Source organism: Methylomarinum vadi (assembly GCF_000733935.1).
GTDB classification, from domain to species: domain Bacteria; phylum Pseudomonadota; class Gammaproteobacteria; order Methylococcales; family Methylomonadaceae; genus Methylomarinum; species Methylomarinum vadi.
Window position 1 is genome coordinate 1,381,142 of the sequence record NZ_JPON01000001.1, and the last position, 24,448, is coordinate 1,405,589.

The 24,448-nt window shown below is 51.9% G+C and carries 25 protein-coding genes; 16 read left to right on the top strand and 9 right to left on the bottom strand.

What is annotated here, in order from left to right:
- Positions 1-72 precede the first annotated feature (72 nt).
- The 7 genes from pdxA (at position 73) to arsB (ending at position 5,618) form a co-directional block, all read left to right on the top strand.
- Positions 73-1,059 carry a 4-hydroxythreonine-4-phosphate dehydrogenase PdxA gene (gene pdxA, locus EP25_RS0107050; RefSeq protein WP_031433217.1) on the top strand — a complete coding sequence of 329 codons (987 nt, stop codon included), beginning with the start codon at positions 73-75 and terminating at the stop codon, positions 1,057-1,059.
- A 2-nt stretch (positions 1,060-1,061) separates the two neighbouring features.
- Positions 1,062-1,856, top strand: a complete 795-nt coding sequence (gene rsmA / locus EP25_RS0107055) for a 16S rRNA (adenine(1518)-N(6)/adenine(1519)-N(6))-dimethyltransferase RsmA (protein ID WP_031433218.1) — start codon at positions 1,062-1,064, stop codon at positions 1,854-1,856.
- A 292-nt stretch (positions 1,857-2,148) separates the two neighbouring features.
- Positions 2,149-2,739, top strand: a complete 591-nt coding sequence (locus EP25_RS0107060; RefSeq protein WP_031433219.1) for a CDP-alcohol phosphatidyltransferase family protein — start codon at positions 2,149-2,151, stop codon at positions 2,737-2,739.
- Between the two features lie 193 nt (positions 2,740-2,932).
- Positions 2,933-3,283, top strand: coding sequence for a metalloregulator ArsR/SmtB family transcription factor (locus EP25_RS0107065; protein ID WP_031433220.1), 351 nt, complete (start codon positions 2,933-2,935; stop codon positions 3,281-3,283).
- 54 nt (positions 3,284-3,337) lie between these two features.
- The gene (locus EP25_RS0107070; RefSeq protein ID WP_031433221.1) at positions 3,338-3,790 is read left to right on the top strand and encodes an ArsI/CadI family heavy metal resistance metalloenzyme; all 453 of its coding nucleotides are present in this window, start codon (positions 3,338-3,340) and stop codon (positions 3,788-3,790) included.
- A 175-nt stretch (positions 3,791-3,965) separates the two neighbouring features.
- Complete coding sequence (locus EP25_RS0107075; protein ID WP_031433222.1) at positions 3,966-4,445, top strand: arsenate reductase ArsC; 480 nt, start codon at positions 3,966-3,968, stop codon at positions 4,443-4,445.
- Between the two features lie 12 nt (positions 4,446-4,457).
- Positions 4,458-5,618, top strand: coding sequence for an ACR3 family arsenite efflux transporter (arsB, locus tag EP25_RS0107080; RefSeq protein ID WP_031433223.1), 1,161 nt, complete (start codon positions 4,458-4,460; stop codon positions 5,616-5,618).
- A gap of 57 nt (positions 5,619-5,675) precedes the next feature.
- On the opposite strand, the gene EP25_RS0107085 is transcribed toward arsB, so the two are convergent.
- On the bottom strand, positions 5,676-7,544 hold the full coding sequence (locus EP25_RS0107085) for a RelA/SpoT family protein (RefSeq protein WP_051906461.1): 1,869 nt from the start codon (positions 7,542-7,544) through the stop codon (positions 5,676-5,678).
- 221 nt (positions 7,545-7,765) lie between these two features.
- Here EP25_RS0107085 and EP25_RS0107090 point away from each other — a divergent pair, with 221 nt between their 5' ends.
- Entirely contained in the window at positions 7,766-8,539 is a 774-nt protein-coding gene (locus EP25_RS0107090; RefSeq protein WP_031433225.1) for a hypothetical protein, read from the top strand.
- Between the two features lie 270 nt (positions 8,540-8,809).
- Here EP25_RS0107090 and EP25_RS0107095 read toward each other — a convergent pair whose 3' ends face one another.
- Complete coding sequence (locus EP25_RS0107095) at positions 8,810-9,010, bottom strand: hypothetical protein (protein WP_031433226.1); 201 nt, start codon at positions 9,008-9,010, stop codon at positions 8,810-8,812.
- Positions 9,011-9,174: 164 nt separating this feature from the next.
- On the opposite strand from EP25_RS0107095, the gene EP25_RS0107100 reads away from it, so the two are divergent.
- From EP25_RS0107100 to EP25_RS0107135, 8 genes are all read left to right on the top strand, one after another.
- On the top strand, positions 9,175-10,212 hold the full coding sequence (locus EP25_RS0107100; RefSeq protein WP_031433227.1) for a M14 family zinc carboxypeptidase: 1,038 nt from the start codon (positions 9,175-9,177) through the stop codon (positions 10,210-10,212).
- Entirely contained in the window at positions 10,199-10,951 is a 753-nt protein-coding gene (locus EP25_RS0107105; RefSeq protein WP_031433228.1) for an alpha/beta fold hydrolase, read from the top strand. The genes EP25_RS0107100 and EP25_RS0107105 overlap by 14 nt, the downstream gene beginning before the upstream one ends.
- Before the next feature lie 68 nt (positions 10,952-11,019).
- A complete protein-coding gene (locus tag EP25_RS0107110) occupies positions 11,020-12,741 on the top strand; it encodes a lysophospholipid acyltransferase family protein (protein WP_031433229.1) in 1,722 nt (573 codons plus the stop codon).
- Positions 12,742-13,044: 303 nt separating this feature from the next.
- Positions 13,045-15,525: a tetratricopeptide repeat protein gene (locus EP25_RS0107115; RefSeq protein WP_031433230.1), complete on the top strand. Its 2,481-nt coding sequence runs from the start codon at positions 13,045-13,047 to the stop codon at positions 15,523-15,525.
- A gap of 13 nt (positions 15,526-15,538) precedes the next feature.
- Entirely contained in the window at positions 15,539-15,877 is a 339-nt protein-coding gene (locus EP25_RS0107120; protein WP_031433231.1) for a J domain-containing protein, read from the top strand.
- Positions 15,874-16,548 (top strand): nucleotide exchange factor GrpE, encoded by a 675-nt coding sequence (gene grpE / locus EP25_RS0107125; RefSeq protein ID WP_031433232.1) that lies wholly within the window; start codon positions 15,874-15,876, stop codon positions 16,546-16,548. The genes EP25_RS0107120 and grpE overlap by 4 nt, the downstream gene beginning before the upstream one ends.
- Positions 16,545-18,308: an Hsp70 family protein gene (locus EP25_RS0107130; protein ID WP_031433233.1), complete on the top strand. Its 1,764-nt coding sequence runs from the start codon at positions 16,545-16,547 to the stop codon at positions 18,306-18,308. Before grpE ends, EP25_RS0107130 begins: the two co-directional genes overlap by 4 nt.
- Complete coding sequence (locus tag EP25_RS0107135) at positions 18,308-18,691, top strand: hypothetical protein (protein WP_051906463.1); 384 nt, start codon at positions 18,308-18,310, stop codon at positions 18,689-18,691. Before EP25_RS0107130 ends, EP25_RS0107135 begins: the two co-directional genes overlap by 1 nt.
- Positions 18,692-18,799: 108 nt before the next feature.
- Here EP25_RS0107135 and EP25_RS23585 read toward each other — a convergent pair whose 3' ends face one another.
- The 7 genes from EP25_RS23585 to EP25_RS0107170 form a co-directional block, all read right to left on the bottom strand.
- Positions 18,800-18,940 carry a hypothetical protein gene (locus EP25_RS23585; protein ID WP_200875018.1) on the bottom strand — a complete coding sequence of 47 codons (141 nt, stop codon included), beginning with the start codon at positions 18,938-18,940 and terminating at the stop codon, positions 18,800-18,802.
- 157 nt (positions 18,941-19,097) lie between these two features.
- Positions 19,098-19,580: a flavin reductase family protein gene (locus EP25_RS0107145; RefSeq protein WP_031433235.1), complete on the bottom strand. Its 483-nt coding sequence runs from the start codon at positions 19,578-19,580 to the stop codon at positions 19,098-19,100.
- 109 nt (positions 19,581-19,689) lie between these two features.
- Positions 19,690-21,186: a lysine--tRNA ligase gene (lysS, locus tag EP25_RS0107150; protein WP_031433236.1), complete on the bottom strand. Its 1,497-nt coding sequence runs from the start codon at positions 21,184-21,186 to the stop codon at positions 19,690-19,692.
- A gap of 54 nt (positions 21,187-21,240) precedes the next feature.
- On the bottom strand, positions 21,241-22,338 hold the full coding sequence (prfB, locus tag EP25_RS0107155) for a peptide chain release factor 2 (protein WP_031433237.1): 1,098 nt from the start codon (positions 22,336-22,338) through the stop codon (positions 21,241-21,243).
- A gap of 89 nt (positions 22,339-22,427) precedes the next feature.
- On the bottom strand, positions 22,428-23,222 hold the full coding sequence (gene lgt / locus EP25_RS0107160; RefSeq protein WP_031433238.1) for a prolipoprotein diacylglyceryl transferase: 795 nt from the start codon (positions 23,220-23,222) through the stop codon (positions 22,428-22,430).
- A gap of 84 nt (positions 23,223-23,306) precedes the next feature.
- Positions 23,307-23,627, bottom strand: coding sequence for a non-heme iron oxygenase ferredoxin subunit (locus EP25_RS0107165; RefSeq protein WP_031433239.1), 321 nt, complete (start codon positions 23,625-23,627; stop codon positions 23,307-23,309).
- A gap of 9 nt (positions 23,628-23,636) precedes the next feature.
- Positions 23,637-24,428 carry a class I SAM-dependent methyltransferase gene (locus EP25_RS0107170; protein ID WP_051906991.1) on the bottom strand — a complete coding sequence of 264 codons (792 nt, stop codon included), beginning with the start codon at positions 24,426-24,428 and terminating at the stop codon, positions 23,637-23,639.
- Positions 24,429-24,448 lie beyond the last annotated feature (20 nt).

The following is a 24,448-nucleotide window of genomic DNA, read 5'->3' on the forward strand; positions in this document are numbered from 1 at the left end:
GGAATGATTGCTTGGCATTATTGCGGCCTTGTCAACTAGAAGCGGGCATTTGCTCCTAATCTTTATTTTTACATGACCATTCATCGCATCGCGCTGACTGCCGGAGAACCGGCCGGTATAGGCCCAGACCTTTGCATTCAATTGGCACAACAGGAACACGATTGCGAAATCGTGGTGTTCGGCGATCCCGACTTAATTTCGCAACGGGCCGCACAAATCAATCTGCCGATTACCTTAAAAGATTTCGGCAGCACCGCTCCGGCAACACCGCGACGCCCCGGGAATCTGTCAGTTTTCCCCATCGCCTTGGCCGAACCTTGTCAAGCAGGACGGTTAAATCCGAGCAACAGCCGCTATGTCTTGCAAACAATCGAGCAAGCAACCCGGGAATGTTTACAGGGACGCTTCGATGCCATCGTAACGGCGCCGGTGCACAAGGCCGTGATCAACGAAGCCGGCATCCCGTTTAGCGGGCATACCGAATTTATCGCCGCGATTACCGGTGGACACCCCGTGATGATGCTGGCGACGCCCGGCCTTAGAGTCGCGTTGGCAACCACGCACTTACCACTAGCCGCCGTCAGCAAGGCCATCGATGCGGATCTGCTAACACAGGTCATTACTATAATGGACACCGACTTGCGTCGGCGTTTCGCCATCGCCAGCCCCCGTATTTTGATTTGCGGACTGAATCCGCATGCCGGCGAAAACGGTCATTTAGGGCGGGAGGAAATCGAAATCATCGAACCGGTCATCAGCCAACTCAGATCTCAAGGCTTGAACCTTTCCGGCCCATTGCCGGCCGATACCATTTTTACTCCGAAATATTTGCAGCAGGCCGACGCCATCCTGGCAATGTATCACGACCAGGGTTTGCCGGTACTCAAACATATCGGTTTTGGTCAAGCAGTCAACATCACATTGGGACTGCCGATCATCCGCACTTCGGTAGACCACGGCACCGCATTGGAACTAGCCGCTACCGGCAAGGCCGAAGCCGGTAGCCTGCACTATGCAATTGCAACGGCATTAACCATGGCGACAGGAAAAAGACATTAATCATGGCACACAAAGCCCGTAAACGTTTCGGTCAGAATTTTCTGCAAGACCACAATATCATCAGCAACATTCTTTCCCATATTCAGCTCGATGAAAACCAACACTGGGTGGAAATCGGCCCCGGCCTGGGCGCCCTGACCGAGCCGCTATTACAGGAAAAGGTCAAATTGGATATCATCGAGCTGGACCGGGATCTGGTCGCTTATCTGTCGGAAAAATTTAAAAACTACGACAATTTAACCATCCACAGCGCCGATGCTCTCAATTTCGATTTTTCGACACTGACGTCAAACGACGAAAAACTGCGCATCATCGGCAACCTGCCCTACAATATTTCCACCCCCCTGATGTTCCATTTATTGGACAGCAGCGCACAAATCGAAGATATGCACTTCATGCTGCAAAAGGAAGTCGTCGATAGAATCTGCGCCGAACCCGGCAGCAAGAAATACGGCCGTTTGAGTGTCATGATGCAATATTTTTGCGAAACCGAATTCTTGTTCGAGGTGCCGCCGGAAAGTTTCGACCCGGCGCCAAAGGTGATGTCGGCCATTGTCAGATTACAACCATATACAAAACCGATCGTTTCGGTATACAATTTTAAAACTTTAAATGACGTCGTAACCCAGGCTTTTTCCCAGCGCCGCAAAACAATCCGCAATTCTCTGGGGAAATTGATCAGCGAAGCACAAATAGCAGCCTTGGGAATCGACCCCAACCTTAGGGCGGAATCTCTCACCTTGACCGAGTTCGCCGAACTCAGCAATCTTGTTGTCCAACAAAGCATGTCGCTCTGAAAGGGTGCGACAAACTGTCACGCGACGATTTGTCACATTCCCCACTTGTTCGATAATCATTAGAATAAGCGCAACTCTTAAATGCGCTCCTAAGTTACAGGAACACTTTTTTTCAGAGCATATATCCTAAAAACTCACTCAATGCGGCTTTCTCAGCCGCATTTTTTTTGCCTGCCGTTTTTTTACCCCCTTATCTTCCTTTCATTCCGAATTGCCAAATGACTTTAAACTTTACTCAAGCCTACCTGTCATAATATTGTAACGTCAGAATGAGACATGAGGTTTAGCTATCATGCCGCTTCATCTGAGCGAAATACATCCCCGCCTGACACTGCCGAATCTGTTAACCGGCAGTCGTTTTTTATTCGCGCCTTGCTTGTTATGGTTGGCATGGTTTGGTCATGGTCAAGCCTTTCTGATCCTGCTAGCCTTGACTTTTTTCACCGACGCCCTGGATGGCTTGGCCGCGCGCTTGACCAATCAGGTCACACAGTTCGGCGCCCAATTGGACAGTTGGGCCGATCTCATCACTTATTTGACCGTCGGCTTCGGCACCTGGTGGTTATGGCGCGATATCGTTCATCGGGAAGATATTTACGTTTATGTAATCATTGCCTGTTTTCTGATACCGCTAGCCTACAGTTATCTTAAATTCGGCAAATCCACCAGCTACCATACCTGGCTGGCCAAGCTTTCCGCTGTATCCGTGGCCATTGCAATCTATCCGTTGTTTCTGGCCGATATTTCCTGGCCATTTCGCCTGACCGTATTTATCTACGTTATCACCGCAATAGAACAGATTGCGATCACCACCATACTATCCAAGCCGTACAGCAACGTCCGGTCAATATTTCAACTCATTCAAAATCACGGCAAACCATGATTTTTCTCCACGAGGATTATGGACGCCGCGAAAATTGAAGGATTGGACGGCTGCCTAAAAACCAATGAAATCGAAAAATCGATCTACGTATTAATAAGACTTTGTTAAGCATGATATAGATACGTAAATATTGCATTGAAAACATCGAAACATTTATATATGATTATACATATATCCATTAACAAGATAAAAAATGCTGACCCCCTCTTTATTTTTCAAATGCTTGTCCGATGACACACGTTTGCGTTGCGTGACTTTACTGCAGCAAGAGGGCAAGCTTTGTGTGTGCGAATTGACGGCGGCGCTGGACTTATCCCAACCGAAAATTTCCCGGCATCTGGCGCAATTGCGCCAATACGGCCTGCTTTTGGATAGCCGCGAGGGCCAATGGTTTTTTTACCAGATCAATCCCCGTCTGCCAACATGGGCTTATCCATTATTGAAGCAAGCCTTATCCGCTGTCCGGGACAGCAGCCAATTTCAGGCTGATTTTCAGCGCTTACAGCACATGGAAAATCGTCCCGATAACAGCCTATGCTGTTGATTTAATTCTATTTTTAATATATTTTTATCCATATATCCCAATAAAAACATTATTATGAAACGACTACACATCCATCTTGCCGTCGAAGACCTCGAACAAAACATCGACTTTTATAGCACGCTGTTTGGTTGCCGACCGACAGTACAACACGAAGACTATGCCAAATGGATGCTGGACGATCCTCGCGTCAATTTTGCGATTTCCAACCGCAGCAAACGCCTAGGGCTCGATCATCTCGGTATCCAGGCCGAAAACGAGGAAGAATTGCACGCCATCAAACACCAATTGGATGCCACGCAAGCGCCGATCGAGGAGCAGAACGGAGCAGCTTGCTGTTATGCGCGTTCCGATAAATACTGGATCACCGACCCGCAAGGCATCGCCTGGGAATCCTTCCATTCTTTGAGCGAGATACCGACTTTCAACGATAGTCAAGCCACATCTGACGGGGAAAACCCTTTTACTTGCCGTCCTGCCGCAAGCAAGTCTTCATCCTGCTGTGGTTAAGGAAATGCTGATTAATTCAGCATTTCCTCAAGTTCAGGGACACACGACCAAAATCGATCGCAATAAGCGTTTGATTTTGTAAGGTTAAGGGACAGCGCATTTTCCTTAGCCGGGCGTAGATAAATCCAGGACGGATTTATCTACGCCTCCTTAACTATCAAACGGAGAAATTACCTTGTTAAACGTATTCGTGATTTGCACCGGCAACTCCTGCCGCAGCGTGATGGGTGAAGCCCTGTTCAATCATCTCGGCCAAGGCCGCATCCAAGCCTTTTCCGCCGGTAGCCATCCGATCGGACGAATCAATCAAGGAGCCTTGGCGACTTTAAAGCGACATGGACTGCCGACAGAAGGCTACCAAAGCCAGTCCTGGGAAGATTTCGAAGACCAGAAAATGGATATCGTCATTACCGTCTGCGACAACGCCCACGGGGAAACCTGTCCGGTCTACCTAACCAAGGCAGTGCGAGCGCATTGGGGCGTTGCCGATCCCGGGCATGTCGAAGGAACCGAAGAGGAAAAGATCGCCGCGTTCGAGCAAACCTTCGCCACGCTGAAATTACGCGTCGAAAAAATGCTGGAACTGCCTTTGGAAAGGATGTCTGCCGATGAGTTAAGCGCCAAGTTGAACGAGATTGGCCGATTATCCGCATAAAGAGGACTGAAGATGACTGAAAAAAGCCGCGATATGGGCTTCTTCGAACGCTACCTGACTTTATGGGTGGCCCTATGCATCGCCGCCGGCATTGCCCTCGGGGCGGTCGCGCCGGAATTTGCGGAAACGCTGGACGGCCTGAGCATCGATGTCAACGGCGCGCCGGTCGTTTCGATCCCGATTGCCATTTGCCTGTTCTTCATGATGTACCCGATCATGGTGAAGATCGACTTTGCCGAAGTCGTCAAGGCCGGCAAGAGCATCAAACCGGTTTCGCTGACCTTGTTCATCAACTGGGCGGTCAAGCCGTTTACGATGTACGGCATCGCCTTGCTATTTTTAGGCACTTTGTTTCAAGGGCTCATCGGAGCCGATGCGGTGGATCTGGTCAAAATGCCGTTTGGCCTGGATTTGCCGATCGGCAGCGGCTATGGCTCCGGAACGGTGGTCATGCATGACGGCATAAAGATGCTGGAAGTACCGCTGTGGCGCAGTTATCTGGCCGGCTGCATCCTATTGGGCGTGGCACCCTGCACCGCAATGGTGCTGGTTTGGGGCCACCTGGCCCACGGCAATGCCGGCCACACGCTGGTCATGGTCGCGATCAATTCGCTGGTCATGTTGTTATTGTATGGCGTCATCGGTGGCTTTTTGCTCGGCGTCGGCCAATTGCCGGTGCCCTGGCAAGCCTTGTTATTGTCGATCGGCATCTATGTCGCCTTGCCGTTGCTGGCCGGTTATTATTCCCGCAAATGGATCATCGCCCACAAGGGCACGGCCTGGTTCGAACAGAAGTTCCTGCATATTCTGACGCCGATCACCATCATCGCGTTGCTGCTGACCTTGGTATTGCTATTTTCCTTCAAAGGGGACGTGATCACGGCGAATCCGTTAACGATTCTGTGGATTGCGATACCCTTGGCGATTCAAACCGTTTTTATCTTCGTCATCACCTATTTTTTGGCCAAGCTTTGGGGACTTTCCTATGAAAACGCCGCTCCGTCGGCTTTGATCGGCGCTTCCAATCATTTCGAGGTAGCGATCGCGACGGCGGTAATGCTATTCGGTTTGTCGTCCGGCGCAGCCTTGGCGACCGTGGTCGGCGTGCTGATCGAAGTGCCGTTGATGCTGGCACTCGTGGCATTGTGCAAAAAAACCAGCCGCTGGTTTTGAACCCTGAGCCTGCGCACTTCGTTAGGGAAAAAACGGAAATCCTCCAGGGCATAACCCTCAGGATTCCCCTGCCCAACTCACCTCCACCAGTTGCGTTTGTTGTTGCTCGGACAAATGCAGAATATTTTCACACTCCCGGGTATGGATGGTGATGCCTTTATGATGGGTGATAAAACCGATAATATCGTCGCCGACTTCGGGATTGCAGCAGTGCGCCAAGGTCGTTTCGACATTACTGATGCCTTCGACCAGTATCTCTTTCTTGGTTTTCTTGCCGCCTTTGCCTCGGGAAACGAAACGAACCGATTCCGGTTTTTTGAAGACATTTTGCAACTGAGTGCCGGTAATTTCGCCGCGACCGACCATGACCAATAGCCGTTCTTCATCACTCACCTTGAAATGATCGAGCAACTCGCCGATGGCTTCCTGACCGTGCCCGGTTGTCTGCATTAGTTTTTCGACGATTTTTCGGCCGGCGGCCAAATGTTTGTCGTAGCTCTGCTGTTTGATCCACCCCTTTACCTTGGAAATCGCGCGCGGACTTTTGAGATAACCCAGGTGCGGTTCGATCCATTGCCGATTAGGCCCTCCTTCCTTGGCCGTCAGGATCTCGACCCGTTCACCGGTCTGCAATTGATAAGTCAACGGCACGATGCGGCCGTTGACCTTGGCGCCGCGGCAACGATGCCCGACTTCGGTATGCACGGCATAGGCGAAATCGACCGGGGTCGAACCCTTGACCAGATCGATCAAACGCCCGGCCGGCGTCAACACATAGACCCGGTCATAAAACAATTCGGTCTTGAAACCTTCCAGCAATTGTTCATCGCCTTCCCGATCGTCCAACAACTTACGCAACGAGGCGATGTTTTTATCGACCGCGGTGCTGTGATGGCTGCCTTCCTTATAACGCCAGTGCGCCGCCACCCCCAGTTCGGCAAACTCATGCATGTCCCGGGTTCGGATCTGCACCTCGATGCGATGCCCCTGTTCGTCGAGCACCACCGTATGCAAGGATTGATAGCCGTTGGTTTTTGGGTTGGCGATATAATCATCGAATTCCTTCGGTATGTATTGCCAACGGTCGTGAACGATGCCCAACACCGTATAGCAGGTCGTTAATTTATCGACAATGACACGCACCGCCAGCAAATCATACAGCTCGTCGATGGCCAATTGTTTGCGTTTCATCTTCTTCCAAATACTGTACAAATGCTTGGGCCTACCGGCGATCTCGGCCGATATATGCTCTTGCCGCAAAGTATCCTCCAAGACGGTGATGAAACGGTTGACGCATTCTTCCCGTTGCAGGCGGGTCTCGGCCAACGACTTGACCAGTTTCAGATAAGTCTGCGGCTGCAAATAGCGGAAAGCCAAGTCCTCCAATTCCCACTTGAGTTGACTGACGCCCAGCCGATTGGCGATCGGCGCATAGATATCGAGCGTTTCCCGGGCGATATAACGCCGGATTTCATAGTCCTCGCCGGCAATATTGCGCAGCCGTTGTATCCGATAGGCCAGTTTGATCAAGACCGCGCGAACATCCTTGATCACCGAGAACAACATACGGCGCAGAATTTCCGCTTGATTGGGCTGCTCCGCCATCTCGGTGGAATACACCTTTTGCCGGTTCAACCAGTTAACGTCATGCACCAATGCCGCGACGGTTTCCCCGAAGCGGGCGGCAAAATCGAAATCCGGTCGCGCCTCGTTAAAGACCGGGTCCGACAGCACGGCCGCCATGATCGTTTCGGCATCGACATGAAAACCTGCCAGAATCGACGCCACATCAGCCCCTCGCGGACGCCGGCATAGTTTTGGCCGCGCCACTTCTCCGACCAATGTCATTGCCTGCCGGATCAAAAGCTGGTTTGCTGCGGAGAAATGCTCCATCAAATCATCTAGTTCTATGTTGTTTTTTTTCATGAATGCCGTTAAGACGAATCCGTCGGCCCATCCTTCAAGAAGGAAGGCTTAGCCATGCCCGTTAAATGAATAAATTTCCCATTTTATCGAAAAATAAACGAAAAACCCTACCTAACGCATGAAATTTTCGTGTTCCGAAGCGATAAAAATACCCGCCCATCTCTTTTCGTCCCGACACCAGTTGTTATAATGCACAACCTGATTTGGATTTCGGCAGGAACATGAAAGCACCCATCGTACTTATCGGCATCGGAGAATTAGGCGGAGAATTCGCCCGCGGTTTTTTGCGTTGCGGACATCCGGTTTACCCCATCACCCGGCAAATGGACATGCAACAGGAATGCGACCGCATCCCCTCGCCCTGTCTGGTTTTGATTACGGTTCAGGAAAACGAGCTCGATGCGGTCCTGAAGCAACTGCCCGCCTCCTGGCGCGATAAAGTGGGACTGGTGCAGAACGAATTGCTGCCGTGGCATTGGCAGCGCCATAATATTGCCGAGCCGAGCGTTGCCGTGGTCTGGTTTGAAAAAAAACCGGAAATGGCCTTGACCAACATCCTTTATACGCCGGTCTACGGCCCCCAAGCCGAATTGTTGGCGCAAGCCTTGGACGCGATCAAAATTCCCCAGCGCGTATTGAATAACGAAGACGAGTTGTTATATGAGTTATTACGCAAATCCCTGTATATTATGACCGTCAATATCTGCGGACTAGCCTGCGGCGGCAGTGCCGGCAATTTATGGAAACAACACCAAGGATTAATGCGCGAAGTGGCCCTGGAAGCGGTCGCCATCCTGGAATGGCTGACCGACCAAAACTTGCCGGCGGAAAAACTCATCGCCGGCATGGTGGAAGGTATAGAGGATTGTCCCAATCGTAATAGCGTCGGCCGCAGTGCCCCGGCAAGGCTGAAACGGGCGCTGCACTATGCCCGCGAGGCTGGCCTCGAAGTGCCTCGAATGGCAGACATATACCGCCGAGCCACGGAAGCATGATCAACCATTCGATCCCGCACTATTGGAACTGTTCCGGTCGCGTTCGGAATGTGTCCAGAATGTTATGCCGGCGTTGTTTTCTTTCCCGAGATTTTTACTCCAACCGCTTCGCGTCAGCGAATGACTTTTCATATTCTAAAAGCCGGTCGATGCCAAATATACTTATAGCACTTCAATTTTCGGCAATGTCTAAGGAGGCGCCGAATTTTGAGCTACGATGGGTATAACGCCGTATTTTTGCTCCCGGTAGGCGTCGGTCCCGGCAAATTTTCAGGCAAGAAACTTGTCTTTAGCCTTGGCAAGTTCTTCCTGATGCTTAAGGTCTTTTTGCCGTTGGCGAACGGGTAACAACATAAAATAAATCGCCAAACCCAACAATAACCAGAATTTAATTCTGAAGGCAAGCGCTAATTGGCTAAGCATGATGGGATGATTCATTAGATAAAGATTGAGCGTATCAAAGAAATCCATGCCTCCCCCCTTAATAAACGAATAAAGTTAGATATGATCAATTAACGCGAAAAAAATTCCTGACCCTCTCAATTTATCCTCAGTCCACCTTCATTGAATCGTAACAAAATCCCCGGCGTAATTGATTAGAATAGGCTGTTTAATTACAGTAACAATGGAACACGATGACCGGCGAATCAATTCTGGAACGGTTACCGGAACTTCGGCGAATCGAAGCCCTCATTCAACGCGATCATAACGAATTCTTAACGACAGAAATTCTCTGCCATGTGCCTTATCGAGATGAATCATTACCGGTTTATGCATTGACTCTGGGCAACAAAGACCAATGCCTGCCTAGCATCACTTATGTCGGCGGCATCCACGGTCTGGAACGCATCGGTACACTGGTGGTGCTGGCATTTCTGGAAAGCATGCTGGAACGACTGCATTGGGATTTGACCTTTACCGACATCCTGCAGCGGGTGCGCATCAATGTCTTGCCGTTGATCAATCCGGTCGGCATGCTCAATCATACCCGCGCCAATGGTAACGGCATCGATCTGATGCGCAACGCTCCGGTCGACAGCGACGAACGAACCGTCTGGTTGGGCGGTGGCCATCGTATTTCGCCATTGCTACCTTGGTATCGTGGCAACATCGATGAACCGATGCAACTGGAAGCCCGGACATTATGCGATTATGTTAAGCGGGAAGTCATCCCTTCGCCGTTCAGCCTGGTGCTGGACTGCCACTCCGGTTTCGGCTATCACAATCAAATCTGGTTTCCCTATGCAAAAAGCCGCATCGAACCGATCAAACACCTTGGCGAAGTGTACTATCTGCGTCAATTGTTCATGCAAACCTATCCCTATCAAAATTACCGCTTCGAACCGCAATCGCAACATTACCTGACCCACGGCGATTTATGGGATTACCTGTATCTGCAAACGCTGGATCACAGCAATATCTTCTTGCCTTTGACATTGGAAATGGGCTCCTGGCGCTGGATTCGCAAGAACCCGCTACAAATGCGCAATTCCTTGGGTTTTTTTCATCCGATCAAGCCGCACCGGATCAACCGTGTATTGCGCGGTCACCTGGTGTTGATGGAGTTTTTACTGCATGCCACCCTGTCCTACCGTCAATGGTTGATCGCCAGCCACACCCGGGACATGGCGCGGCAAGCCCTGGAACTTTGGTATCCCGATGCACAACCCTGATTGCTTCGTCCTGATCCGTGGCATGCTGAGGGAAGCCCGGCACTGGGGAAATTTCACGGATTACTTTCGACAGCGGTTTCCCAACGCCACGATCCTAAGCCCGGACCTGCCCGGTAACGGCCGTTTTTGTCGGCAAACCAGTCCGGATTCAATCGCTGCGATGACCGAGGCCTTGCGCCGACAGATCGACGACAAGCAGCCCTTGAACTTGGTCGCGATTTCGATGGGCGGCATGATGGCGCTCGATTGGATGGTCCGCTATCCTCAAGAAATTGCAAGCGCCGTACTGATCAACACCAGCGCCCGTAAGCTATCACCGTTTTATCGCCGCCTGCGCTGGCAAGTCTACCCAACCGTGCTGAAAATGCTGTTTCACAGCAAAGCCGCGCGAGAACGGGATATCCTGGCATTGACCTCCAACCGCTATCGGAACGATGACGAATTGCTGAAAACATGGCGGCGCTGGCAACAACAATACCCGGTTTCGTCGGTTAGCGCCCGCAAACAATTAACGGCCGCGGCCAAATTCCAGCTTCCCGCAAAACCCGGACAACCCATACTTATTGTCGCCAGCGAAGCCGATAGGCTGGTCGATTACCGCTGCAGCTTGGAATTACACCGACTATGGCAAACGGACTATCGCCGACATCCCACAGCCGGCCACGACCTGCCGCTGGACGAACCGCTCTGGCTAGCGGAAACGCTCGAGCAATGGTTTGACATGCTAAGACATCGTTAACCTTCACAATCCTGACATATTCGGCGCTTAAAATCCCGGCGAATGAAGCAAAGAAACGGAAAACTATCATGATCAATGCCGAAAAAATTCTCAGAGAAACCTACCCCGACCTGAAAATCGGCAAAGACAACAAAGTGGTGCTGAAAGTCGTCAAGAAATTGCTGCATGAAGACGACTTCAACGAGGTCATCGCCAACAACCAGCATCTGCGGGGCTTCGCTTTTCTGGATAAATTGCTTGAACATTTCCAGTTCAGCTATCAGGTCAGCCCTGAATCCTACAACAACATTCCCGCGGAAGGCCGTCTGATCGTCGTCGCCAACCACCCCATCGGCACGTTGGACGGCCTGGCACTGATCAAACTCATCCGCTCGGTACGACCGGATGTGCGCATCGTCGCCAATCAGGTTTTATCGCACATGGAACCGTTGAAGTCGGTCTTCCTGCCGGTCAACATCTTGTCGGAGAAGAAATTGCACAAGCAGGCCTATAAGGCGATGCTGCAGGCGCTGGAAAACGAGGAAGCGGTAATATTGTTCCCGGCCGGCGAAGTATCCCGTATCACGCCGAAAGGCGTGCGCGACGGCAAATGGAAAAGCGGCTTCGTCAAACTGGCCAAGAAAGCCAAATGCCCGGTGCTGCCGATTCATATCAAGGCAGGCAATTCCGCGCTGTTTTATGCCGCATCGACTCTTTACAAACCGATGGGCACGATGCTGCTGGTGCAGGAAATGTTCAATAAGAAACAGCAGGAACTCAAATTCAAAGTCGGCGCGCCGGTGCCTTACCGTGCCTTTACCGATAGCCCCGAATCCAACAAGGAGCTGAGCCAGCGCTTCCGCAAGCATGTCATGCATCTGGGCAAAAAAGGCAAGAAACCGTTGTTCGACACCATCGCCACGGTCGCCCACCCGGTCGACAGCAAAGCCTTGAAGAAAGCGTTATATCAATCTCGCCTGCTAGGCGAAACCAAGGACGGCAAAAAGATTTTCCTCTACGAATATCGCGACGACTGCCCAGTCATGCAGGAAATCGCCCGCCTGCGCGAATTGACCTTCCGCAGTGTCGAGGAAGGCACCGGCCAACCTCGGGACTTGGATAAATACGACGTTTATTACAGCCATCTGGTGTTGTGGGACGACAACGATCTGGAAATCGTCGGTTCTTACCGCATCGGCGAAGGCCACAAAATCATGGCCGCGTTGGGCGTGGAGGGCTTTTACACCAATACGTTATTCGACCTGAACAGCGAATTCCAGGCCCTGCTGCCGCATAGCATCGAACTGGGTCGCAGTTTCGTGCAGCCGCGTTATTGGGGGCAACGCAGCCTCGATTACCTGTGGTACGGCATCGGCGCCTATTTGCGCGAACAGCCGCAGATCAAATATTTATTCGGCCCGGTCAGCATCAGCAACGCCTACCCGCAACCGGCCAAGGAAGTCATCATCAGCTTTTATCAAAAGCAGTTCGGCTCCGAACAGCAATTGGCCAAGGCCAGAACGCCATTCGTCGTCTCCGAGCAAACCCGGCAATTCGCTGCGGCGGAATTCGGCGCCGACTACAAGGCCAGTTATAAGATTCTGAACAGCGAATTGAAAAAACTGGGCGTCAAGGTGCCCACGTTGTACAAGCAATATGTCGAGCTATGCACCGACAAGGGCTGTCATTTCATCGACTTCAACATCGACCCGGATTTCAACAACTGCATCGACAGCCTGATAATGGTCGAACTGGACAAGATTACCGAGAAAAAACGCCAGCGCTATATCGAGCGCGACCTGGCGGCTTGATTTAGCGCCGAATTCCCCGCCTTTCGTCCTCGCTCATGAGCGGAGGCCTTATACATTGACGACATGATGATCATGCCGGAGGCTAGGTCAGCCGCGACACAGCTAACCGCAAAACCTTCTATTTTATCGTCTCCTCGTCATGACATTGTCTCCGCTCGTCTTGACGATTTGCCTTTTTCCTTTCGCAGACAAACGAGTTGACGGATCGTTGCCAGGTAGCGCTAATCAGTCTGTAGCATTGCTCTTAAATCACTTACAATAAAGGTCAGTGCAACAATATCCTTTAGCAACAGCATTATTCGAATGTCAGACAATACTTCCACCGGCTCCAGAGCGGTCAACAACTTGGAACAACAGGCCCTGGCCCAGGCCAATGCCGGGCATTACAAGGAAGCCATCGCTTTATATAAAAAACTCCTGCAACAAGGAGATAACGACGCGTGGTATCGGCAGTTGGCGCATTGCTACCTGCAAAGAGCGAAAAGTTTTGCCGCCCGAGGGATGATCCAAGAGGCTCTGGCGCTTTGGGAGAGTTATACCCAATATGCGCAACCGCCTTATCAGGATTACGACCATTATATGCTCTGGTTAATCCTGTCCGGCAACCAGAGTAAAACCGAAACGGCCCTGAGGCAACTGACCGCTCAACAACTGGATAAGGATTATCCCAAGCTTTCCGCTGTCTTGGGATTGCTGATTCTGGCCCGCCATCCGCAATGGCATGAATGTTTACCACAAGATTCGGCCTTGTACGCTCATCTCGTTATTGCCCAAGAAGCACTGAAGGCAGAAGATATGAAGAGTGTCCGCGAAGCGATGCAAGCCCTGCCTTATCGTTCCGCCTTGCGCGATTTGCGCGCCTTGATCAACGCTTGCCATAAGGCGTCGCATTCGTTGGCCGAGATCCCGCCATCACTCGACAAAATTCCGCCGCAGTCGCCTTACGCCGCAGTCGCCGCACTCATTCGTCTCTGCACCTTGAGCGGCGCCCAATTGGCCGAAGAAATGAGCAAACTAAGCTCGCATCAGCGCCGGCTTATTGGTGCGATCCTCGCCCTGGACAAACAACGACAGAAACTGGTCGACACCTTAAGCATGCAGCAGGGAAGGCTGTCCGACAAGATAAAATTCAATCTGGCCATTCAGTTTCAATCCCTGTTCGGGATCGAATTGGCGCAACGTTTTTGCATTGTGCTGCTAAACGACTATCCGGCAGGCTTGAAAGAATACAAGAAAAACTTCGGCGCCCTCGATGAATTCGAAAACCATCGCCTCAAGGCATTGCGCCTCGAACAACAGCATCGTTACCAGGAAGCCGAATTTCACTGGCGCCAATATATCCAGCAGCTAACCCATCAGGACGGCGACAACGCCGTAAAAATTGCCTTGATTCTGCGCCATCTGGCCAAACACCAGGAGGACTCCGAGCAAACCACGCAATTGCTGAGTGAAAGCCTGGACTACGACCCGGACGACAAGGACAGCCTGCTGCAAATCCTTCGCTTTTACGGACAATCCAACGAAACCGCCGGCCCCTATAAACAATGGCTGCAGCAAGCCGAAGCCAAGTTTCCGCAGGATGTCGAACTGTTAACACTTGTCGTCGAATCCGCTATCCGCAACCAAACTTATAAAAAGGCCGTGCAATATGCCAGGAAAATATTGCAAATCGATCCCTTAAATAGCTTCGCCAAAAAAACCGTACTTTCGGGACACTTGAATCACGCCCGCAAGCAACTGAAAAGCAAGAAATACCAACTCGCCGCAAAAGAAATTCAACAAGCCGAAGCACTTAGGGCCGGCAAGAATCAAAACCCGCAAGCACAATTATTGCGCGCCCTGCTCACCTTCGCTTCCGAAGATAAAGCACAAGGCTTGAAACTGTTGCAGGATACTCTGGCAACAATGCATCGCGACCCACTCAATATGCATTTTCAGGCCGCCACCGAAGCCCTAATATGCGGCCTGCCGGTTGCAACACTGCTGAGAGCATTGCCGCCGGCGACCGATTATCTTCTCTCGAAAACGCAATTGAGCCATTTGCTGCAACAATTGAGCGAATATGGCTTAGAATCAGGCCGACAGGAGTTGCTTTGCAAAGCGCTCGATAAAATCAAGGCCCCGCTGAAAAAATCGTTGACGCATTTGGCTAAGGAAGACACCCTGTTATTAAGCCTATGTGAAACCCTGTACCAACTCGAGCATTTCGAATTGATGCGGCATTGCGTCAAAAGCGTAGCAATTTCGCGGAAAAAGCCGATCTGGATTTATTACCAAGTCTATGCCGAAACCGGCGGAGATCCGGCACGCTGTAATTATACTCAATTACACAGCTTGAGACTTAACCACGAACTGGCCATCCAGGATAAAGACCAGCGCGCTCGGGTGCTTATCGAGCAATATCTCGATCGCTATGACGAAGCGCACAGAATGCCGGCCATGGACCAGCTGTATGATTTAATAGAACAAAACATGGCGGATGACCCTATCGAGCAGTTGTTTGCCCATGTACCGGAAAGCATTATGATAAAGATCGACCAAAAACTGGAAAAATTACTGACAAAAATTTCCCCGGAACGGTTGTTTAGAGACCTGAGCAAATCGGTCGGCAATGACAGCAATGTCCTGGTAGCCATCATGAACAATCCGGATTTATTCACCGCCCTGATGATGCTCAGGGCAGCCGATGAACTCGGCTTCGATGTGAATATCAGCGTGGCGGACGTGCTGGATTATTTCGACGCGCAACAATCCTCTACCCCTTCTTTTCCGTTTCCGTTTTGATCTTACGCAAACCATGAAAAATCCCTATGAAATCCTTGGCGTCTCTAAAGGCGCCAACGATGCCGCAATTAAACAGGCCTATTTGCATCAGGTTAAACAATTTCCTCCGGAACGCGATTCGGAAAAGTTTCAGCTGATCAACCAAGCCTACGCCGCGATCAAAGACCATAAAAGCAGACTGCGGCAGGAATTATTCGATCTGCCGACCGCCGACTTCGATCTGCTTTTAAATCAGGCGTTGAAAACACCCACGAACATTCAAATCAGCCCGGAGCAATTCAAACAGCTGTTAAGCGCTGGCTTGGATGATGCCAACCTGCTGAACGCCCTTGCCGACCCCGACCAACGATGACCACTGACGCACAAAAAAACGACTTGCTCGAGCAATTCCAGAACTATCTGGAGCAAAGCAGACTCGATGAGGAAAACAGTCAGCCTGCTGCCGTCGATCTGGCGATGTTACTAGGAGAAATGGCGACGCTAAAAACGGAAGTAAAAGCCGAGTCCAGACAGTTCAAAAACACTTTGGATACGCTCGGTTCGTCGTTGGACACACTGCAAAACGACAATGCCGCGCTGGCCAAAGAACTCACTCGGCACGACGACCGCCTGCGCCAGCAGCAACAGGAAATTACCCGTACCATGCTGCTGGAGTTCGTCGATATCTACGACCGCCTGACTGCCGGGCTGCACATATTACAAGGCTACTGCCCCGTCAAAAAACTCTTCAAGCGCTCCAGAGACAAGGACATTCACTTCATCCAACGTTTTCACGAGGGACAGCAGATGACGCTCAACCGCTTCGAACGATTATTGCTCAATTACCACATCCGACCGATCGATTGCGTCGGCAAGGCGCTAGACCCCCATACGATGACGGCCATAGCCACGGGACATGATCCCGAATTCGGCAACGGTGTCGTCCTGGAAGAGCTACGCAAAGGCTTTCTGTTTCACGATCAGGTTTTGCGGCTGGCGGAAGTCAAAGTCAACAAAATTCAATCCCCGGTAACTTCATTATGAATGACATCATTATCGGTATCGATTTAGGTACCACCAACTCGGAAGTCGCTATCGTCGAACAAGGCAAGGCTCGCGTTATTGCCGCTGGCGGCAACAAAATCCTGCCATCGTTCGTCGGCATCGACGATAACGGCGAGGTCATTGTCGGCGAAACCGCCAGAAACCAGTATCTCGTCTATCCGGAACGCACCGTCAAATCGATCAAACGCCTGATGGGGCAGGACACCCATGTCAAGCTGGCCGGCCAGTCTTTCACGCCGCAGGAAATCTCCGCGATCATCCTGAAACGCCTGAAGGCCGCCGCCGAACAAGATTTAGGCCACTCGGTCAATAAGGCGGTCATCACCGTGCCGGCCTATTTCTCCGACGCCCAGCGCCAGGCCACCCGTGAGGCCGGGGAAATCGCCGGACTGGAAGTCGTGCGCATGATCAACGAACCCACCGCGGCCGCCCTCGCCTATGGGGCCGGCCAGCAAGAAGCCAAGCGCATGCTGGTGTATGACCTGGGCGGCGGCACCTTCGACGTTTCCGTGGTCAACATCGAGTCCGGCGTGGTCGAGGTATTGGCCAGTCATGGGGACAATCATCTGGGCGGCGACGATTTCGATGAACAAATCGTCGATTTCCTGCTCACTCATCTACGGGAACACCACCAGGCCGATGCCAGCGGCGACAGCAAGGCGATGGCGCGCATTACCCGGGCGGCGGAACAGGCTAAATTACAACTGTCCGACCAACCTTACACGCGTATAGAGGAAGAACACCTATTGCAACATCAAGGCTCAACCATTCATTTGTCGGTCGAACTGTCCCGCATGGCATACGAGGAGATGATCGAGGATTATATCAACGCCACTCTGGATGCCGTGCATATCGCCCTGAAAGGCGCCAAATTGACCGCCTCGAACATCGACGAGATCATTTTGGTCGGCGGTTCGACCCGCACACCGTGCATCCGCGAACGTCTGTTCAACGAATTCGGCTTCGAGCCGCATGGCGAAGTGGACCCCGATCTGTGCGTAGCGCTCGGCGCTGCCACCCAAGCCGCCATGGTCGCAGGCCAGCAAGTCGATACCGTACTAGTCGACGTGACGCCTTATACTTACGGCACCAGCGCGATCGGCACATTGAACGGACAATATTACCCCTTCATGTTCGTGCCGGTCATCCACAAGAACAGCGCCCTGCCGATCCGCAAGACCGAAGCGTTCATGACCAGTTATGACGGCCAAGAAAAAGTCGAGATCGCGATTTATCAGGGCGAAGATCCCGACGCGCTGAACAACATCGAGATCGGCGAGTTTGAGGTCTCAGGGTTGCGTGACGTCAAGGCCGGCAACATCATCACATTGACACTGGATCTCGATCTAAATGGCATTCTGCATGTGTCGGCACAGGAAAAAGCCACCGGGCTGGAAAAGTCGATCACGATCAAAAACGCCCTGTCCCGTCTGGAAGGCGCAACCCTCGACAAGGCCAAACAACGTATCACTTCTTTGTTCGGCCAACTGGAATCGGACCCCGAGAAATTTAAGGAAAAATCGGCCGCCGAACCCGAACCGACCGCGCCGGAAATCATCGGCGCGCACGAGTTGATCGCCAAAGCCGAAAGCTTGTTCGACCAGGTTTCGGCGGAAGACAAGGAAGATATGATCGATCTGATCGAAACCATCAGCAATTGTATCGATACCGGCGATATCGAAGGACTGGAAGAACCGGTCGAACAGTTGAACGATATCATCTATTATCTGGAATCGTGATGGAACGCTGCCCCTGTTGCAACGCCCGCCTACGTGGACTGACCGTTTGCCAGCGTTGCGGCAGCGATCTGGGCAAGGCGTTGGTGGCGGAACAGGGCGCCCAATTGTGGTTGCGCAAAGCCCTGTACTATTGGCAACACGAGCAGGCAGCGCAAAGCCTCGACGCCTTACAGCATTCCCTCCTGCTGAAGCAGTCCAAATTGGCTATGCTGCTGCGTGACCAACTTATCGAGCAACAGTGCGCCCGGATTCTCGAATTGTTAGCGCAGCGACAAGTGCTGGCCGCCAAGACACGGCTCTATACCCTCAGAAACCTGATTCCCCAGCATGAAACCTTGCAGCAATTACAAGGGTTCACCGATTATCTACTGGCAAGAGAGTAACGCAATGCATCATCGCGCTTGATCGACCGGCAATAAAAAACTCCCATCGCCGATGCTCTGGGAGTTTTTATCAGTTTCGGCAAAAAGAACGACCCGATTGCCGAGAAGTTAGGCCGATGATGAAAAATTACTAAACACGGTCGCGGTCGCGAACATGACTGTTGAAAGTATGAATTCTCCGGACATAAACCCGAAGATTCCACTGACAAACAGCACCCCAACCAGAATATCTTTATGCAGAATGTTCATGTTCATATCCTATCGATATAAGTTAATCACTTGTCGCAAACTATAATTGATCGACTAAAAACAAACAATCCTACAAAAAAAGGCTTTATTGTTTCCTATAATAAAACAAAGGACTGGAACTTTTCGCTTAAATTTCTCTCTATTTAGCTTTTTGCCATCACGCCGTCAGTGTTCGATATCCTGAATTGTAATAGAGCAAAGGATCACCATCGCGGCAGGCCACTTTTTCCACCTCGCCGATTACAACCCAATGGCTCCCCGCCAAAACCTGCTGTACCACCTTACATTCGATGGAAGCCAGCGCATCGTCCAATATGGGGGAACCTAAAACGCCTTCATGCCATGCCACGTTGGCGAAACGCTCCTCTTGGCTGCTGCCGCCGGCGAATTGATTGGAGACCTCTTGTTGCTCGGCATTCAGAATATTTACGGCAAAATGCTTGCCTTCCAACATCACTTCCCCGGTATCCGCGGCTTGATTGATACAAACCAGAATCAATGGCGGTTCCAGAGAAACGCTGCTGAACGACGTGGCCGTCATTCCCTTGATACCGTGTTGTTCGGTCTTGGAAGTCACTACGGTCACGCCACTGGCCCATAATTTCAGTGCACTCTTAAATTCTTGTTCGTTAACTGCCATATTTCTCTCTACGTTAAAACCGGGAACCCCCGTCATCCGAACCACGCCGTCATCGGCACGATTTCAATAAATTAGCGCCGCACTGCGCCGGTGTCGATTTTCAACTCTGTCAACTCTTCGGCCGCATATGCGGGAACAACAACACGTCGCGAATACTTGGCGAGTTGGTGAGCAACATCACCAGCCGGTCGATACCGATGCCCTCGCCCGCCGTCGGCGGCATACCGTGTTCCAGCGCGGTAATGTAATCGGCATCGAAATGCATCGCCTCATCGTCGCCGGCTTCTTTCTCCTCGACCTGCTTGCGAAAACGCTCCGCCTGATCCTCGGCGTCGTTCAACTCGGTAAAACCGTTGGCGATTTCGCGTCCGCCGACGAAGAATTCGAACCGATCGGTCACGTGCGGATCCTCATCGTTGCGTCTGGCCAAGGGCGAAACTTCCACCGGATAGGAAGTAATAAAGGTCGGATTCATCAGGCGGTGCTCGACCGTTTTCTCGAAAATTTCGATCTGCACCTTACCCAGCCCATAATTGTCCTTGACCGGGATGTTCAGTTTCTCGGCCACCTTGACCGCCGCCTCCCGGGTCGCGAGATCGTCCTCGGTCAATTCCGGATTGAAATGCAGTATCGACTCCAATACCGTCATGCGGTCGAAAGGCTTGCCGAAATCATACTGCTCGCCCTGGTATTCGATCACGGTCTGTCCGACGATGTCCTGCGCCAGGCCGCGCAGCATTTCCTCGGTCAAATCCATCAGATCGGTATATTCGGCATAGGCCTGATAAAATTCCAGCATCGTGAATTCCGGGTTATGCCGGGTCGACAGCCCTTCGTTACGGAAGTTGCGGTTCAATTCGAATACCCGCTCGAAACCGCCGACCACCAGCCGTTTCAAATACAACTCCGGCGCGATGCGCAAATACAAGCCCATGTCCAACGCATTGTGATGCGTCGTGAACGGTCTGGCTGTCGCGCCGCCGGGGATCATTTGCATCATCGGCGTTTCGACTTCCAAAAAGCTGCGCGCAATCAAAAATTCGCGAATATAAGTGACGATTTTGGAACGCATCAGGAAAGTCTTGCGCGACTCGTCGCTCATGATCAGGTCCAGATAACGCTGGCGGTATTTGATTTCCTGATCGGCGATGCCGTGGAATTTTTCCGGCAGCGGACGCAAGGCCTTGGTCAGCAAGCGGATATCGTCGACCCGAACGGTAAGCTCGCCCATCTTGGTCTTGAACAGCGTGCCTTCAGCGCCGATGATATCGCCGATATCCCATTTCTTGAACTGTTCGTTATAAAAGCCTTCCGGCAGCGCATCGCGGGTCACATACAGTTGTATCTTGCCGGACATGTCCTGGATATGGCAGAAGCTGGCCTTACCCATGATTCGGCGCGTCATCATGCGGCCGGCCAGTTTCACCCGAATCGGCTCCTGCTCGAGTTCTTCGTTGCTTTTTTCGCCATATTCCGCCAGCAATTCACCGCTGACGACATTGCGGCGAAAATCGGTTGGAAAGGCGATGCCATTTTCCCGCAGGGTGTTGAGCTTGCTGCGTCGTTGCTTGATCTGTTCCTGTTCGTCTAATTCGATTTCTGACATGTTTTACGTATTCCAATAAGGATGAGCCTGCGCCCATCCGAACTTCATAATTGATTAAAGACCGCTTTTTAAACTGGCTTCGATGAATTGGTCCAGGTCGCCGTCCAGCACGGCTTGGGTGTTACCGGTTTCGACACTGGTGCGCAAGTCCTTGATCCGCGATTGGTCCAACACATAAGAGCGAATCTGGCTGCCCCAGCCGATATCGGACTTTGAATCCTCGACCGCCTGCTGGCTTTCGCTACGCTTCATCATCTCCAGCTCGTACAGCTTGGCTTTCAATTGCTTCATCGCCGTATCCTTGTTTTTGTGCTGGGAGCGGTCGTTCTGGCATTGCACGACGATACCGGTCGGATTGTGGGTAATCCTGACCGCCGACTCGGTCCGGTTGACGTGCTGGCCGCCGGCGCCGCTGGCCCGGTAGACGTCGATGCGCAGATCGGCCGGATTGATATCGATTTCGATATCGTCATCGATTTCCGGCGACACGAACACCGCGGCAAACGACGTATGGCGGCGGTTGCCGGAATCGAACGGCGATTTTCTGACCAGGCGGTGCACGCCGGTTTCGGTGCGCAGCCAGCCGAAGGCATATTCGCCCTCGAACTTGATCGTGGCGCTTTTGATGCCGGCCACGTCGCCCGGCGACTCCTCGATCAATTCGGTCTTGAAGCCCTTGCGCTCGCCCCAACGCAGATACATGCGTTCGATCATCGATGCCCAATCTTGCGCTTCGGTTCCGCCGGAACCCGCTTGTATATCGAGGAAGGCGTTATTGGCATCCATTTCGCCCGAGAACATGCGCCGAAACTCCAATTCCTCGACTTTCCCCTCGAAGCCGTTCAAATCATTGGCGACGGTGTCGACGGTCTCTTCATCATTTTCCTCGACCGCCATCGACAACAATTCCTCGGCATCGGCCAGGCCCTGATCCAATTCATTGATGGTATCGACCACGGCTTCCAGTGAACCGCGTTCCCTGCCCAAGGCCTGCGCCTGTTCCGGGTTATTCCAGACGGACGGGTCTTCCAGTTCTCTGAGCACTTCGACCAGGCGCTCGCTTTTGGCGGCAAAATCCAGATAATTTTTCAGCGCCACGACCCGTTCTTCCAGGTCGACGATCTGGTGTTTAATCGGATTAATTTCTTGCATGAATGTTTATCCAATAACGAAAAACCGAAAAGCCGCTGGCTGATCGGCATAATAACGAACCGGTTATTATAGCCCTATAACCGACTGATTTACAGGGCTGAATTCATCCGATATCGGCGCAATGACCAAACGATGAAAAACACGCCGACCAAAAAGAAAGGGATGCTCAGCAATTGACCGGTCGTCATCCAAAAATCATGGCTATAAGATTCCTGCCGTGTTTTGACGAATTCCAGAAAAAACCGCACCAGGAACACTAAAGCCGTGAACAAACCGGTCAGAAAACCTTTAATCGGTTTATCCGCCGTTTTTCTATAAGCCACCAGCAAAACGGCGAAAACCAGAACATAGCCGGCCGATTCATAGAGCTGTACCGGATGCCGGGGTACGGAATCGACCCGGGCAAAAATTATCGCCCACGGCACATCGGTGGGCAAACCTAAAATTTCCGAATTAAAAAAATTACCTATCCTGACCAGACTGGCGCCGAGAATACAAGACACGGCGACCCGATCCAACAACCAAAGATAGCTGTCGTCGGTTTTCAGTTGATATAAATAAAGACTGATCAATACCCCGATATAAGCGCCGTGACTGGCCAGCCCCCCTTCCCAGATGGCGAAAAACTTCAATGGATGGCTGAAATAATAGTCAGGATCATAAAACAGGCAATGCCCTAAACGGGCTCCGACCACGGTGCCGATCGCCAAATACCACAACATCCTGTCCAGTTCCTCGACGTTCTTGCGTTCGCGCTTATAAATCCAAGCCATGAAAGCGTAACTGGTCATGAAAGCAGCGGCGAACATTAGCCCGTACCAGCGTATCTGCAACGGGCCCAAGGACAAAAGTACCGGATCGATATCCCAAACAAAGTAACTCATGATGGATGGCGTTGAATTTTAAAAAGTGCGTAATTTACCACACAGGAAAAGCAGGGGACGCACAATACACGCGTTTAGACGCACTCACTCCCAACGGTCGTCTCTGACCTGGACACGCCCATCGACGATCCGCAGCGGAAATGTCGCGATATTTTCATAAGCCGGCGGACATTTGACTTCGCCGGTCCTCACGCAAAAACGCGCGCCATGGCGCGGACAAACGATTTCATCGCCGTCCAGTTCGCCGCTGGCGATTTCCGCGCCGTCATGTGTGCAGACATCCTCAATGGCATAAAACTGGCCGTCGATTTTAAACACCGCGACTTCGCTGCCATCGACATCGACAATCACGTTTTCGCCATCGGCCAGCGCATCGGCCGCGATGACATCGACCCATTCCGACATATTCACTCCTTATGGTTTCAAATAAACGTCATAACGCACCAACTTACCCCGAAAACTCTGGTCGGGTTTAGCCCCCAACGGCTCAGCATAATCCGGGCTTTTCACGACGACGCGCTTGCCGGTGGCGGCAAAGGCGGCGCCAAACAATGCCTCCCGATCTAGGTCGTCACCTAAAATATCGCGCAACACGGCCATCGACTTTTTCGCCTGCGCCGATTTTTTACGCTTGGGCGGAAACATCGGATCTAGATAGATGCAATCGGGGCGTTCGGGCAAGCCTTGCAAAATCTCTATGGCATCTCCGACGATCAATTCCGGAACCGGCAGCGAACGCCGGCGCACCCAGTCTTTTTCAGCCAAGCGCTCCAAACCGTCCCTAATCAATTCCGCCATCACCGGCGAGCGTTCGATACAGGCGACTCGATACCCCATTCGAAACATAGCCAGACTATCCTGTCCCCATCCAGCGGTGGCATCCACAATAGTGCGGGTTTTCTTGCCGATAGCCTGGGCGAATACACCGGTTTTAGGCGCCGGCCAGGAATGCTGCTCGCCGGGACGCGGATCGATTTCGACCATCAGCCCGCCTTTGTTCAGCAACGGCCGGTCCAACAGTTTCAAACAACCGTCCCGGTAAATCAGAAAAAAGCTGGCGCTTTGTCGCAGTTTGGCTTCCTCGATCGGCAATAACAGGACGCCTAATCGGTCGGCTAGTTCACGACTGCGGACGACTTCGCCTTCCGTTTCGTAGGTTACCGCCAGCAATGAGGCATCGTCAGCCACGCCACCTACTTCAGCCATTTCTTTGCGTTCAGATGTAA

Coding starts and splice junctions, on each gene's coding strand:
- arsB (WP_031433223.1), top strand. CDS start 4,458: ATGACTGAAAAAAGCCGCGATATGGGCTTCTTCGAACGCTACCTGACT.
- pdxA (WP_031433217.1), top strand. CDS start 73: ATGACCATTCATCGCATCGCGCTGACTGCCGGAGAACCGGCCGGTATA.
- lysS (WP_031433236.1), bottom strand. CDS start 21,186: ATGTCAGAAATCGAATTAGACGAACAGGAACAGATCAAGCAACGACGC.
- EP25_RS0107090 (WP_031433225.1), top strand. CDS start 7,766: ATGAAAGCACCCATCGTACTTATCGGCATCGGAGAATTAGGCGGAGAA.
- EP25_RS0107120 (WP_031433231.1), top strand. CDS start 15,539: ATGAAAAATCCCTATGAAATCCTTGGCGTCTCTAAAGGCGCCAACGAT.
- EP25_RS0107100 (WP_031433227.1), top strand. CDS start 9,175: ATGACCGGCGAATCAATTCTGGAACGGTTACCGGAACTTCGGCGAATC.
- EP25_RS23585 (WP_200875018.1), bottom strand. CDS start 18,940: ATGAACATTCTGCATAAAGATATTCTGGTTGGGGTGCTGTTTGTCAGT.
- EP25_RS0107135 (WP_051906463.1), top strand. CDS start 18,308: ATGGAACGCTGCCCCTGTTGCAACGCCCGCCTACGTGGACTGACCGTT.
- lgt (WP_031433238.1), bottom strand. CDS start 23,222: ATGAGTTACTTTGTTTGGGATATCGATCCGGTACTTTTGTCCTTGGGC.
- rsmA (WP_031433218.1), top strand. CDS start 1,062: ATGGCACACAAAGCCCGTAAACGTTTCGGTCAGAATTTTCTGCAAGAC.
- EP25_RS0107170 (WP_051906991.1), bottom strand. CDS start 24,428: ATGGCTGAAGTAGGTGGCGTGGCTGACGATGCCTCATTGCTGGCGGTA.
- EP25_RS0107145 (WP_031433235.1), bottom strand. CDS start 19,580: ATGGCAGTTAACGAACAAGAATTTAAGAGTGCACTGAAATTATGGGCC.
- EP25_RS0107110 (WP_031433229.1), top strand. CDS start 11,020: ATGATCAATGCCGAAAAAATTCTCAGAGAAACCTACCCCGACCTGAAA.
- EP25_RS0107085 (WP_051906461.1), bottom strand. CDS start 7,544: ATGAAAAAAAACAACATAGAACTAGATGATTTGATGGAGCATTTCTCC.
- EP25_RS0107115 (WP_031433230.1), top strand. CDS start 13,045: ATGTCAGACAATACTTCCACCGGCTCCAGAGCGGTCAACAACTTGGAA.
- EP25_RS0107070 (WP_031433221.1), top strand. CDS start 3,338: ATGAAACGACTACACATCCATCTTGCCGTCGAAGACCTCGAACAAAAC.
- EP25_RS0107165 (WP_031433239.1), bottom strand. CDS start 23,627: ATGTCGGAATGGGTCGATGTCATCGCGGCCGATGCGCTGGCCGATGGC.
- EP25_RS0107060 (WP_031433219.1), top strand. CDS start 2,149: ATGCCGCTTCATCTGAGCGAAATACATCCCCGCCTGACACTGCCGAAT.
- EP25_RS0107095 (WP_031433226.1), bottom strand. CDS start 9,010: ATGGATTTCTTTGATACGCTCAATCTTTATCTAATGAATCATCCCATC.
- EP25_RS0107130 (WP_031433233.1), top strand. CDS start 16,545: ATGAATGACATCATTATCGGTATCGATTTAGGTACCACCAACTCGGAA.
- EP25_RS0107105 (WP_031433228.1), top strand. CDS start 10,199: ATGCACAACCCTGATTGCTTCGTCCTGATCCGTGGCATGCTGAGGGAA.
- prfB (WP_031433237.1), bottom strand. CDS start 22,338: ATGCAAGAAATTAATCCGATTAAACACCAGATCGTCGACCTGGAAGAA.
- EP25_RS0107065 (WP_031433220.1), top strand. CDS start 2,933: ATGCTGACCCCCTCTTTATTTTTCAAATGCTTGTCCGATGACACACGT.
- grpE (WP_031433232.1), top strand. CDS start 15,874: ATGACCACTGACGCACAAAAAAACGACTTGCTCGAGCAATTCCAGAAC.